Raw genomic sequence first — 12,855 nt, forward strand, 5'->3', positions numbered from 1 at the left:
AGTGAGACCATGATAGATTTTGGGACAATCGCGACAGCGATGGTAACACCGTTTGATAAAAATGGAAACGTCGATTTTGCAAAGACAACTAAATTGGTAAATTATTTAATTGATAACGGTACAACAGCAATTGTGGTAGGAGGAACAACCGGAGAGTCTCCTACATTGTCATCAGAAGAAAAAGTAGCGTTATATCGCCATGTTGTATCTGTTGTCGATAAAAGGGTGCCCGTAATCGCTGGAACAGGTAGCAATAATACACATGCTTCTATCGAATTAACGAAAAAAGCTACAGAAGTTGGTGTCGATGCAATTATGTTAGTGGCGCCGTATTATAATAAACCGAGTCAAGAAGGCATGTATCAGCATTTTAAAACAATTGCTGAAAGTACAGAACTTCCGGTTATGCTATATAATGTTCCAGGACGATCTATTGTACAAATCTCCGTTGATACAGTTGTTCGTTTATCAGAAATACAAAACATTGTTGCAATTAAAGATGCTGGCGGCGATGTATTAACAATGACAGAAATTATTGAAAAAACAGCGGACGACTTTGCTGTATACAGCGGTGATGATGGTTTAACGTTACCAGCTATGGCAGTTGGAGCTAAAGGTATTATTTCTGTTGCATCTCATGTGATTGGAAATGAAATGCAAGAAATGATTGCGGCATTCCAAGCAGGAGATTTCAAAAAAGCACAGAAATTGCATCAGTTACTTGTCAAAGTAACAAATGCATTATTTATGGCGCCGAGCCCAACTCCAGTCAAAACAGCGTTACAAATGGTTGGATTAGACGTAGGATCTGTACGTCTCCCACTTCTTCCATTAACAGAAGAAGAACGATTAACATTACAAGAAGTAATCCAATCGATTCCTCGCTAAATAAAAAATGGCTTAGTAAAAACTAGGCCATTTTTTATTTATTCCTCATTAACAGAGTATTTTATCTTAAGTTGCTTGTAAATAGACCATATAAGTCTCTTCTAATCAGAAATAAATGAAAAAGCCGAATTGGTAAGGAGAACATACTTATGAATAGATGGTTTATTTTATATAAAATTTCTATGCTTCTCTTCTCTTTCTCGCAAATTAACTTGTGTTCTATTTCTGGTATCAGTTATAATATGGCTAAGTAGCTTAGTACGGGTATGCTTAGCAAAATTGGAAAAAATTATGGTTTAACGGAATTTTTATATCATATCGCATAAGATATTTGATTTATATAATGAAAGAGAGGTGAAACCTGGTTTAAAAAACGAACAAGAACATGATATCGCATAACGGTAAGGACATTCGTCTTGGACGGTGAATATATGGTGGTTGTAGAGCTTCCCTGGTGTCTCTACGATTTTAGTGAAATCAGTGTTTGTAAGATTTTTAAACCAGGCAACAACATGAAGAGAAAAGAGATTGATTCTGTAAAAGTATTTGCTCTTGGTGGAGTAGGTGAAATCGGGAAAAATATGTATTGTGTGGAAATTGATTCCGAAATTTTTATTGTGGATGCAGGATTGATGTTCCCGGGAGACGAAATGTTTGGAATTGATATTGTTATCCCTGACATTACATATTTAGTAGAAAATCAAGAGCGAGTAAAAGGTTTATTTATTACACATGGTCATGAAGATCATATTGGTGGAATTGTTTATGTGCTGCGCAAACTTTCCATCCCGGTGTATGCAACGAAGTTAACGGTAGGTCTTATACAAGAAAAACTCGGTGAAGCGGGAATGCTAGGCCGTGTAGACTTAAAAACAATTGATTCGAATTCGGCTGTAGAATTTAATACGACAACGGTTTCATTCTTTGGAACAACACACAGTATCCCAGATTCTGTTGGTGTGTGCTTCCATACATCACAAGGAGCCATTGTATATACAGGAGATTTTAAATTTGACCAAACACCAATTGGCAACAGCGGGGCAGATCTTGGAAAGATGGCGCAAATTGGAAATGAAGGCGTTCTTTGTCTGTTATCAGATAGTACAAATGCTGAACGTCCTGGTTACACGGGGTCTGAAAAAGAAGTTGGTATAGAAATTTCAAAAGTATTTTACAATGCAGAAGGACGTATCATTGTTGCTTCTTTCGCATCTAATGTACATCGTATTCAACAAGTATTTGATGCAGCTGCTGAAACAGGCCGTAAAGTGGCCGTTGTAGGTCGTAGTATGGTAAAAGTGGTAGATATTGCAAGGCGTCTTGGATATTTAGACGTTCCAGATGGTATGGTTATTTCATTGCAAGAGGTAGATAATTTCCCGGAGAAGAAGGTAGCGATTTTAACAACTGGTAGTCAAGGGGAACCAATGGCAGCTCTTTCAAGAATGGCAAAGCAAGCTCATAAACAAATTTCAATCCGTAAAGGAGACACAGTTATCATTGCAGCTTCTCCAATTCCGGGAAATGAAATATCAGTATCTAAAATTATTGATTTATTATTTAGAGCTGGTGCAGAAGTTGTTTATTATGGAGAAAGAAAAGTTCATGTTTCGGGTCATGGTAGTCAAGAAGAATTGAAATTGATGCTGAATTTAATGAAACCGAAATATTTTATACCCGTACACGGCGAATTTCGTATGCAAAAAGCACATGCGTATTTGGCGGAAGATGTTGGTGTCTTGAAAGAAAACATTTTTATTGTAGAAAAGGGCGATGTAATTGCTTTTGAGGGCGAAGAGGCAAAGCAAGCTGGTAAGGTACAAGCGGGTAATGTTCTTATTGATGGATTAGGTGTAGGTGATGTCGGAAATATTGTCTTGCGTGATCGTAAGATGTTATCACAAGACGGAATTTTAGTCGTTGTTGTAACGCTTGGAAAAGATGAGAAAAAGATCATATCTGGACCAGAAATTATTTCGCGTGGTTTTGTGTATGTTCGTGAATCGGAAGCGTTAATCGAAAGGTCTACAGATATTGTACGTACAATTGTTGAACAGTCCATTAAAGAGTATTCTATTGAATGGTCCATGCTAAAACAAAATATTCGTGAATTATTAGGACAGTTTCTGTATGAGGAAACGAAGAGAAAACCGATGATTTTACCAATTATCATGGAAGTATAAGAAAAACCACCTTTATCGGTGTTTTTTTCTTTTTTATCCCTATCGCATGAAATTTACAACTTAAGAAATAATAGTTGTATAAGAGTGAAAGGGGATGCGACATGACAGAACGTGATAGTTTAACAAATGAGGAAAAAGAAGCAGAACCGAAAGAGGATTCAAAAGAGGCGTCAGTAATAGAAAAAATTCAACAACTTGGCCAAACGAATGTTCCGCAAATGAATGAATCACGTATTCACTGCTTAACGATTGTTGGACAAGTAGAAGGACATGTGCAGCTTCCACCACAAAATAAAACGACGAAATATGAACATGTAATTCCACAAATTGTGGCAATTGAGCAAAATCCAAAAATTGAAGGGTTACTTTTATTGCTAAATACTGTTGGTGGTGATGTTGAAGCTGGATTGGCAATCTCTGAAATGGTAGCTTCATTATCGAAGCCAACTGTATCTTTGGTTTTAGGTGGAGGGCACTCGATAGGTGTGCCAATTGCAGTGTCAACAGATTATTCGCTTATTGCTGAAACTGCAACGATGACGATTCATCCAGTTCGTCTGACGGGTCTTGTTATTGGTGTGCCGCAAACATTTGAGTATTTGGATAAAATGCAAGAACGTGTAATTCGATTTGTAACAAAACACTCAAAAGTGACGGAAGATCGTTTTAAAGAGCTTATGTTTGCGAAGGGAAATTTAACACGAGATATTGGAACAAATGTAATTGGAATAGATGCAGTAAAGTATGGCCTTATAGATGATGTCGGTGGTATCGGGGATGCGATTCGAAAGTTGAATGAATTAATAGACATGCGAACAGATGGAAATCAAGACGGGAAGTTGCTGCAATGATTTTGTATACAATTATGCCGGAGCAACTTGTTTATCAGGCTGATTATTCACAGTATGAACAACAAAAAATAGTGAATGTAAATGGAGTAGAGATGATTGTATCTGAAGAGAGTAGTCAATATTATTCCGTTGTTCGTGTGCTAAGTACAAATCCATCCCACTACTTACAGTATGAACCAGGCCAGAAAATAACCTTTTAGCAAAAAGCAGGATTTTGTGTAGAAGCTATGGTATAATATAAAAAACAAGACGGTTGAGCAGCCATGATTAGGCTGCTTTCTTCTGTTTATTTGACATTTTACAAGAAGTGTAAAATGTCAAATGAACAGATCTAGAAGATGTGACGAACAACATGTAGAGAATACTTTCAATGAATGAAAGTCTTACTTAATTTTTGGACTTGGGGTGAAGAAATGGCAAAACAAAAGCAAAGAGGGACGAAATCAAAAGCAAGACGTACGATAAAGCCAACTTTGTATTACGAAATCGTCGGATTGACTCTTTTTGCACTTTCAATCATTACAATTTTACAGCTAGGTATTGTAGGGAAATCGTTTGTTTTCTTCTTTCGCTTTTTCTTTGGTGAATGGTACATAATTGGTGTGCTTGGTGTGATTGCATTGTCGATTGCATTTGTTATAAAGCGCGCATGGCCAAACCTTTTAAATAAACGGTTAATCGGTGTCTATTTAATTGTATTAGCAATAGTAATGTTTAGTCATATTACATTATTTAATTTGCTTTCAAAAGAAGGAACCGTAGAAAATACATCTGTGATTGTCAGTACAAAAGATTTATTTTTTTATGAGATGAAGAAAGGTGTAGTAAAGTCCGTTCACTTAGGCGGGGGGATGGTTGGTGCCCTTATGTTTGCTACATGCTACTTTTTGTTTGATGAAGCAGGAGCCTACATTATAGGTATCATTCTTGTTATTCTTGGTATACTTTGCATTACAAACAAACACATTGGGGAAGTGTTAGCCCCGGTTGGACGAATACTCAGAAGTCAATTTCAGGGGATGCAAGGGGATTACAAGGATTGGAGATCGAAACGTACTGCTGAACAAACAGAAAAGAAAAAAACGACAAGGCGTACGCGTAGTGAACGTTTTGATAGCGAAGAAGAAATTACTGAGCCGTTAGAAGAGATAGAAATTGGACCGCCAATTATTTCGAATTTTACAGAGAACTATCCAGTTAGTGAAGAAAAAGATAAGGAAAGTGAAGATGAGATTGCAAATGAGTTGATTGCGCCGCCTTCTATGGCAGAGGAAGAGATTCCATCTGCATCAAAAGAACGAACACAAAAGAAACGAGGAGAAAAAATTGTTGAATCTCTGGAAGGAGAAACAAAAGCTCCTCCAATGCAATTTTCAAATGTGGAAAACAAAGATTACAAGCTTCCTTCTATCGATATATTGAAGTTCCCAAAAAATAAACAGGTTACAAATGAAAATGAGAAAATTTATGAAAATGCTCGTAAGTTGGAACGTACTTTTCAAAGTTTTGGTGTAAAGGCAAAAGTAACGAAAGTGCATAAAGGACCTGCAGTTACGAAATATGAAGTGTATCCTGATATGGGAGTAAAGGTAAGTAAAATTGTTAGTTTGAGTGATGATTTAGCACTCGCATTAGCTGCGAAAGATATTCGTATTGAGGCCCCTATTCCTGGGAAATCCGCGGTAGGGATTGAAGTTCCAAATTCAGAGGTTTCTATGGTAACGCTTAGAGAAGTACTTGATTCGAAAGCGAATAATCATCCGGAAGAAAAGTTATTAATTGGTCTTGGGCGTGATATTACTGGTGAAGCAGTATTAGCACGTCTAAATAAGATGCCCCATCTATTAGTAGCTGGAGCGACTGGTAGTGGAAAGAGTGTATGTATTAATGGTATTATTGTTAGTATTTTAATGCGTGCCAAACCACATGAAGTCAAATTAATGATGATTGATCCGAAAATGGTAGAGTTGAACGTATATAATGGTGTTCCGCACTTATTAACACCTGTTGTAACGGATCCGAAAAAAGCATCACAAGCTTTGAAAAAAGTTGTGAGTGAGATGGAGCGTCGCTATGAATTATTTGCTCATAGTGGAACGCGTAACATTGAAGGATATAATGAATACATTAGACATCATAATGAACAATCAGAAGCAAAACAGCCTGAGCTTCCATACATTGTTGTTATCGTGGACGAGTTGGCCGATTTAATGATGATTGCTTCTTCAGATGTAGAAGATGCAATTATGCGCCTAGCACAGATGGCACGTGCTGCTGGTATTCATTTAATTATCGCGACGCAGCGCCCATCTGTTGATGTTATTACAGGTGTTATCAAAGCAAATATTCCATCACGTATTGCGTTTGCTGTGTCTTCACAAACTGACTCTCGAACGATTCTTGATGGCGGAGGCGCTGAAAAATTATTAGGACGAGGGGATATGCTGTTCATACCAATTGGAGCATCGAAACCAGTTCGTGTACAAGGTGCATTTTTATCAGATGATGAAGTGGAAAGAGTTGTGGAATATGTTATTGGACAACAAAAAGCGCAATATCAAGAGGACATGATTCCACAGGATGTACCAGAAACAAGACAAGAAGTAGAAGATGAATTATATGATGAAGCGGTTCAGCTTGTTGTAGAAATGCAAACGGCTTCTGTTTCTATGTTACAACGTAGATTCCGAGTGGGATATACACGTGCGGCGCGTTTAATTGATGCGATGGAGATGAATGGTGTAGTTGGACCTTATGAAGGTAGTAAGCCGAGAGAAGTTTTGATTAAAGATATACAAGAAAAAAGTTCTTAATAAAAAAGCCCAATTGTTTACTTTTACTGAAAGACACGTTAGGTGAAGTTTGAGGCTTAATCTCACAATAAAGACATGTTGTTTAACAATTATAAGGAAAAAGAAAAGGAGTGGGTTTCCCACTCTTTTTATCACGACTGTCTCATTAAAAAATGTTTTAGACTATAGAAAAAAGTATTAAACTGTTAAAAAATAGTTGTAGACTGAAAAGGTGTTTTTGTAAATGTGTAGAAGTAATAAAGTTCTTTAATTTTAAAACCTCAAACACGCATAACCCCATGCTGATTTTAGGATGGGGTTAAAATAAAATTGTTTAATTTTTGATGTAGATTACTTCACTATACTTAAAAATATAACAATAAAGTTGTTTAAATCTAAGAGTTATTCAATAATCACGCCCGATTGTGGAACATCACCAAGCTTCTATTAGCTGGTTAGTTGAAGAAGAATTTGTTCCACAACTCTTAAGTTATGATACTTAAGAGTTAAATTCACCTCCTACAATCCCTTCAAAGCCGTCAATCTCCATCTTTTGAATTCCCTGAGCATTGCTGATCCTAAGCCAAACAACTATACCACCTCTAGCAAAATAATTAACATATCATATTCAAGAAAGGTTAGTTAGCTAATAGCATATGTTTTATTGAAAGGGTGTGATTGAATTATGGATCGGCAGAAATGGGGCGTTGGAGTATTAGTATTTGTTGGCTGCATGTTTCTTGGTGGAGGAGTGGGATCTTTGTTAGGAAGTTCCCAAATTGGATGGCTGATAGGAATGGGTGTTGGATTTCTTGGGATGGCTTTAACGAGACTGATTGGAAAATAATAGAACAGGGGTTCTTCTTCCAGTAAATAAGGCAATATGCATTTAAGTAATTACTTACATACTAGCCCTGTAACATGTAGTAATCGTACTCATACAAAGCCACTCTCTAACAGAAAGTGGCTCTTTTTGTTTTCGGCTCTGTTAAATTTCATTGTTGATTTTTAGTCAAATAAAAAGCCGATGTTTTACATAACGGGTTCTCTTTTGGAGTACAAAATTAGACATCACACAACTTTTGACAACACAAATCACAACATAATAGACCATCAATTGACACAAAGATTCGCTTGAAAGCGGGATTTTTTGCTTACTCAATTTGTAGCTTTGAAATAAAATTTGATCAAAAATACCTCGCAATCCCAAGTTTTACGATAAATAAAAAGAATCCATTTTGAAAAAAGTTTGATCCTTTCTACACCTATGTTGTTTCACAATCGCGCCCGTTTGTAGCATAAAATGACAAGGTCACGGAAATGAGCCACTTTATTTAAAGTAACGTTCTTTCTGCATTAAAGTGAATAAAATCAATTTAAGGAAATAAATTAAAAATAATAAAGAAGTAAACAAAAAAGAGAAAGAAGAAACCGGGAATTTCCAAGGAAGGTTGTGGTGAACATCAAGGTTAGGAATTTTTATTATCTGATTGCAGGCATCCTTGCGATGCTGTTTGCCGTCACGCACGCATGGAACGGGCAATCCGCTGTGCTACCGACGCTCAACATTGAGGCGATATCCGTGGGTACCCGGACAGTATTCACGTATGTCTGGCACATCATCACGGCGGAAAATCTGGTCTTCGGCATCGCTTTCATTTTCATGTCATTCCAAACCGAGCGATCAAAGATCCGGTTTGCCGCATGGTTGATTGCGGCGATCCTGATCGTCCGACTAATGGTTATTCTTGGTGTAACGGCATTGCTTGACGTATCGGGGCTTACGGATACGCTTATAGATTCGATTGCCATCGTAATCTATGTTGCCCTCATCATACTGGGCACAAGAGTGAAGAAAAAGCAGTACGATGGTCAGCAACCACAGTAACAGAGATGTCCGAGTTGTCTTCTAACTCTGTAAGAGGGTAAACCCCATGCCCATCAAGCTAATAACAAAAAACGAGTTACATACTACCGTTTTTCTCAAAACCCGAATCAACTGGGACCTGAACAGAATGTCGTGCAGACCTAAATGAGCGTTATCAAGATAGAGGACATTAACACCAGGAATTAAAGATTCTAATGTCCTCTAAGGCTTAACCAAAAAGGATGTTATTATTTCCGCTCAAGTTTAAATGTAAAAGTTACAGGTATCTTGGGGTTACCCGTTATTCCAGAATATGGCCCAATTCAAAAAGATACGTCTTTATATATGCACGCCTCGATTTTGATTAAAGATTAATTTCAGTAGCTTTCAAAAATATTTACTATACAAATCGCGTCTCAACTTTCCGCTCAGCTGAGCATATATTCTCGTGGTTTCACTCTTCTCATGACCAAGTAAGCTTTGTATTACTTCAAGTGGCGCACCGTTGTTAATCATATGTGTAGCATAGCTATGACGTAATTGATGAGGATGAATACTCTTTTTAATCCCGGCACGATTCGATATACGTTTGATAATAAATCTTAGGTTATCAATACTCATACGTCTTTTTGGCCTTCTTTCCGTAATAAACAAACAAGGCTCCCCATCATCTCTTTCATCTAAGGTGAATATCCCTCAATTTTTTTATCTAATTGATACTTCTCCCAGGCCTCAGATAATAACATTATTCTTCACGCTCCCATTCTATAAATCAATTAATCTAGATTCCATTATGTTCAAGAAGAGTCTCTTTTATACGCTAGTTATTCAACAATCGTATAAAACAAAAAATTACTTAACTATGAGAACACTTGAAATACAAGAAAAAGACGCTTTCTCTATAAAAGAATAGCGCCCTTTAATTGGATAAGACATCTGAAATTTTATCCACAATTATTATTAATTACAGTAACTTTTCAGGTTTTTCACATTATTTATTGCTCAAACCTTATTTAATATTACATTGTTGATCCATTACTCCCCTTATATCACTCTGATAGTGCAAAGTAGCCAATCCGAATAAGATCCCTGCGACTAAGAACCAAGGTTCGAAAAGCAACAGGTCTATTAGAATCATATAATCGACGTCTATTGTTGCCCATGCAGAAAAATCGAAAAATTCTAAAGGAATAACACCAGCTAGAAAAAGCCCCTTAGTAATATATCCATAGACAGCATGCGTGATTGGCAATATGCAAGCAAACCAGCCCATAGCAAGCATTAAATATCTTGGGATCTTTTGTCCCCAAGGATGAACTAGTAATAGTGCAAATATTGCTGCTGCTAACAACACTACAGATGCTCCCCAGTTTACTGCTTCCCACATCGCCTCATCTTTCCAAACCCCAGGCATCCATGCCATTCCTCCAAATGCCCAATAAACGTGAATCGGAATATACAAGAGCGACCAGATACATACGGCATAACCAGCCCATTTCATTTGACTAATCTTCAATTCCTTTCACCCCACCATCATTATATGCAGCAAAATTAAAAGTAAAGGTTGGATTTACTTTCTAATAATTCTTTACTTTACAATCTGGCCCGATTGTTGAAGAACTGAATGGGCTTTTTTAAATAACTTTATTGTAAATGTTAACTGTACTATGATTATTAGAGGATAATTAGTTCAATATATGAGCTAATATCCTTTTTTTAATACATATTAGAATTATAAACTATATTAAAAAATTCTAGTTTAATATGTTTATTTTCTAATAATAATTAATTCAGTATTACATATACAATTGGGATTTTTTATATGGTTCTTTTGTTATATACTATAGTCATCAAGAAAGAAAGGGCTTACACCTTAGGGTGATTCTTTAGAATGCGAATGATTTTAATGTTATTTTTGAAAAACGTTCGAGATTAGTTGTAGAAAAGTGTTGAATTATGTTGACACATATGGGAGCAAGTGGTAAGATTACTTCGAAAAGAATCACTGCCTCATATAATCTTGGAGATAAGGTCCATAAGTTTCTACCTGGCAACCATGAATTGCTAGACTATGAGGGGAAAAGTGTGTAACAAAGGATGTAAGGGATCTTTGTATCTAACTTTTTCTCTATATGAGGAATGTTGGGGTGCAAAGTTTTTTTTATGAAATAAAGATAGAAAATTTCATTTTGAAAAATTATTAACACTTATTCGACAAATGTTATTGTATCGTATCGTTATGTAAGGTATATCATGTATTGGTTGAAAATCGAGAACAGAAGTCTTACATCAGAGGTCGAATAATTGGAATGCGGGGGAGTCTTATGTCAGTTAAATCCGATAGTCGACACTTATATTTACGGGTGATCGATCATATTAAAGAGAAAATCAAAAGCGGGGCATATAAAGAAAAACAAAAGTTGCCTTCAGAGTTTGATTTAGCAAAAGAACTTGGCGTAAGTAGAGCGACTTTACGGGAAGCATTGCGTATTTTAGAAGAGGATAATGTTGTTATTCGCAGACATGGCGTTGGTACTTTTGTGAATGCAAAGCCGTTGTTTTCTTCTGGAATTGAACAACTTTCTAGTATTACAGATATGATTTCTAGTGTGGGGAAAACACCGGGAACAATCTTTTTATCATCATCTACTACGAGTCTAACAGAAGAGGAAAAAGAAAAGTTTAATAGTGATGAAGGCTTTGAGGCTGTGATGATTGAGCGTGTTCGTACAGCAGATGGGGAACCTGTTGTCTATTGCATTGACAAGTTGGCAAAAGAAGTATTACCAGATTTGTCTGATTATAATGAGGAATCGCTACTTACTGTTATTCATAATAACACGCATAAACGCATTACATACGCGGTTGCTCATATTGAACCAATTGGTTATCATCCGAAAATATCACCAATTTTACAATGCGAACCAGAAACAGCGCTGCTGATTCTAAAGCAAATGCACTATGATCAAAATGATGAACCAATCTTATATTCTATTAATTATTTCAGAGCAGATAAATTTAGCTTCCACGTATTAAGAAAACGCATGTAATAAAGTTCCTTTTTAGGGAGGTGACAGCAAGAAGAAGGGGACACTAGCATATTAATAGATACATATATCATTTAGGAGGGGTTTCTAGTATGAAGAAAAAAACAGGTCTTTTACTATCATTAACGTTAGCGGCGAGTACAGTGTTAGGTGCATGTGGTAACTCGGATAAAGCAAGTGGAGATAAAAAAGATGGAAAGAGCATTAAAGTAGGTATGGTTACAGACGTTGGGGGCGTTGATGATAAATCATTTAACCAATCTTCTTGGGAAGGTTTACAAAAATTCGGTAAAGATAATGGGCTAAAAGAGAAGACGAACTATCGTTACCTTCAGTCTGAAAAAGAAGCAGATTATATTCCGAACTTAAAGAAATTTGCAAAAGATAAATATGATTTATCTTTTGGTATTGGTTATAAATTAGAAAAAGCAATTGAAGAAGTTGCGAAAGAAAATCCAAAGCAACAGTTTGCGATTGTAGATACTGTAGTAAAGCAACCGAACGTAACAAGTATTACATTTAAGGATCATGAAGGATCATTCCTTGTAGGTGCAGTAGCAGCGATGTCAACAAAAACAAATAAAGTTGGGTTTGTTGGTGGAATGAAGAGTGATTTAATTAGTAAGTTTGAGAATGGATTTAAAGCTGGTGCTAAAGCTGTTAACCCAAATATTGAGATTGTATCTGAATATGCAGAAGCATTTGATAAACCTGAAAAAGGTGCTGCACTTGCATCAGCAATGTACGGACAAGGAGTAGACGTAATTTATCATGCTGCTGGTGGTACTGGTAACGGAGTGTTTACTGAAGCGAAAAACCGTAAGAAGAAAGGTGAAAATGTTTGGGTAATCGGTGTTGACCGTGACCAAAATCAAGAAGGTATGCCTGAAAACGTAACGCTAACTTCTATGGTAAAACGCGTTGATGTTGCGGTTGAAAAAGTAGCACAAGAAGCAAAAGATGGTAAGTTAGAAGGCGGAAAAGTAGAAGCGTTTGGTTTGAAAGATGAAGGTGTTGGCATTGCGAAAACAACTGATAATGTGAAAAAAGTAAATCCAGAAATTTTACCAAAAGTAGAAGAGTTTGAAAAGAAAATTACTGCTGGTGAAATTAAAGTACCTGCTACTGATAAAGAGTACAAAGAATACGAAGCTGCTCTTAAGAAATAATAGAGAAATAGCAAAGGTTAGTTCTTAGAACTAGCCTTTGTATATATAAAATTACTTT

The 12,855-nt window shown here is 36.4% G+C and carries 10 protein-coding genes, 1 pseudogene and 1 riboswitch; of the genes and pseudogenes, 9 read left to right on the forward strand and 2 right to left on the reverse strand.

What is annotated here, in order from left to right; genetic code table 11:
* Window positions 1–9 precede the first annotated feature (9 nt).
* The 7 genes from dapA to MHH45_RS24875 all read left to right on the forward strand — a co-directional run bounded on the left by dapA (window position 10) and on the right by MHH45_RS24875 (window position 8,602).
* Window positions 10–888, forward strand: a complete 879-nt coding sequence (gene dapA / locus MHH45_RS24845) for a 4-hydroxy-tetrahydrodipicolinate synthase (RefSeq protein WP_003203717.1) — start codon at window positions 10–12, stop codon at window positions 886–888.
* Window positions 889–1,400: 512 nt separating this feature from the next.
* Window positions 1,401–3,071 (forward strand): ribonuclease J, encoded by a 1,671-nt coding sequence (locus MHH45_RS24850; protein WP_006095695.1) that lies wholly within the window; start codon window positions 1,401–1,403, stop codon window positions 3,069–3,071.
* 101 nt (window positions 3,072–3,172) lie between these two features.
* On the forward strand, window positions 3,173–3,922 hold the full coding sequence (locus MHH45_RS24855; protein ID WP_016115934.1) for a ClpP family protease: 750 nt from the start codon (window positions 3,173–3,175) through the stop codon (window positions 3,920–3,922).
* Window positions 3,919–4,122 carry a YlzJ-like family protein gene (locus MHH45_RS24860; RefSeq protein ID WP_016115933.1) on the forward strand — a complete coding sequence of 68 codons (204 nt, stop codon included), beginning with the start codon at window positions 3,919–3,921 and terminating at the stop codon, window positions 4,120–4,122. The genes MHH45_RS24855 and MHH45_RS24860 overlap by 4 nt, the downstream gene beginning before the upstream one ends.
* A 213-nt stretch (window positions 4,123–4,335) precedes the next feature.
* A complete protein-coding gene (locus MHH45_RS24865) occupies window positions 4,336–6,735 on the forward strand; it encodes a DNA translocase FtsK (protein WP_033671425.1) in 2,400 nt (799 codons plus the stop codon).
* Window positions 6,736–7,399: 664 nt separating this feature from the next.
* Entirely contained in the window at window positions 7,400–7,561 is a 162-nt protein-coding gene (locus MHH45_RS24870; RefSeq protein WP_033671424.1) for a hypothetical protein, read from the forward strand.
* 606 nt (window positions 7,562–8,167) lie between these two features.
* A complete protein-coding gene (locus MHH45_RS24875) occupies window positions 8,168–8,602 on the forward strand; it encodes a hypothetical protein (RefSeq protein WP_016133220.1) in 435 nt (144 codons plus the stop codon).
* Between the two features lie 366 nt (window positions 8,603–8,968).
* On the opposite strand, the pseudogene MHH45_RS24880 reads toward MHH45_RS24875, so the two are convergent.
* Together MHH45_RS24880 and MHH45_RS24885 are read right to left on the reverse strand one after the other, a co-directional pair.
* A pseudogene (locus MHH45_RS24880) lies at window positions 8,969–9,265 on the reverse strand (tyrosine-type recombinase/integrase); the annotation flags it as partial.
* Between the two features lie 325 nt (window positions 9,266–9,590).
* Window positions 9,591–10,097: a DUF3995 domain-containing protein gene (locus tag MHH45_RS24885; RefSeq protein WP_229161841.1), complete on the reverse strand. Its 507-nt coding sequence runs from the start codon at window positions 10,095–10,097 to the stop codon at window positions 9,591–9,593.
* Window positions 10,098–10,571: 474 nt separating this feature from the next.
* Window positions 10,572–10,673, forward strand: a riboswitch (purine riboswitch).
* A gap of 232 nt (window positions 10,674–10,905) precedes the next feature.
* Here MHH45_RS24885 and MHH45_RS24890 point away from each other — a divergent pair.
* Entirely contained in the window at window positions 10,906–11,631 is a 726-nt protein-coding gene (locus MHH45_RS24890) for a GntR family transcriptional regulator (RefSeq protein WP_016115928.1), read from the forward strand.
* An 89-nt stretch (window positions 11,632–11,720) separates the two neighbouring features.
* On the forward strand, window positions 11,721–12,797 hold the full coding sequence (locus MHH45_RS24895; RefSeq protein WP_016133219.1) for a BMP family lipoprotein: 1,077 nt from the start codon (window positions 11,721–11,723) through the stop codon (window positions 12,795–12,797).
* The last annotated feature ends 58 nt before the right edge of the window (window positions 12,798–12,855 follow it).

Origin of the sequence: Bacillus sp. FSL K6-0042 (assembly GCF_038006685.1) — a bacterium.
Taxonomy (GTDB): domain Bacteria; phylum Bacillota; class Bacilli; order Bacillales; family Bacillaceae_G; genus Bacillus_A; species Bacillus_A pseudomycoides.

Excerpts from the sequence above, each read along its gene's own strand:
- dapA (WP_003203717.1), top strand. The coding sequence starts at position 10 with ATGATAGATTTTGGGACAATCGCGACAGCGATGGTAACACCGTTTGAT.
- MHH45_RS24850 (WP_006095695.1), top strand. The coding sequence starts at position 1,401 with ATGAAGAGAAAAGAGATTGATTCTGTAAAAGTATTTGCTCTTGGTGGA.
- MHH45_RS24855 (WP_016115934.1), top strand. The coding sequence starts at position 3,173 with ATGACAGAACGTGATAGTTTAACAAATGAGGAAAAAGAAGCAGAACCG.
- MHH45_RS24860 (WP_016115933.1), top strand. The coding sequence starts at position 3,919 with ATGATTTTGTATACAATTATGCCGGAGCAACTTGTTTATCAGGCTGAT.
- MHH45_RS24865 (WP_033671425.1), top strand. The coding sequence starts at position 4,336 with ATGGCAAAACAAAAGCAAAGAGGGACGAAATCAAAAGCAAGACGTACG.
- MHH45_RS24870 (WP_033671424.1), top strand. The coding sequence starts at position 7,400 with ATGGATCGGCAGAAATGGGGCGTTGGAGTATTAGTATTTGTTGGCTGC.
- MHH45_RS24890 (WP_016115928.1), top strand. The coding sequence starts at position 10,906 with ATGTCAGTTAAATCCGATAGTCGACACTTATATTTACGGGTGATCGAT.
- MHH45_RS24895 (WP_016133219.1), top strand. The coding sequence starts at position 11,721 with ATGAAGAAAAAAACAGGTCTTTTACTATCATTAACGTTAGCGGCGAGT.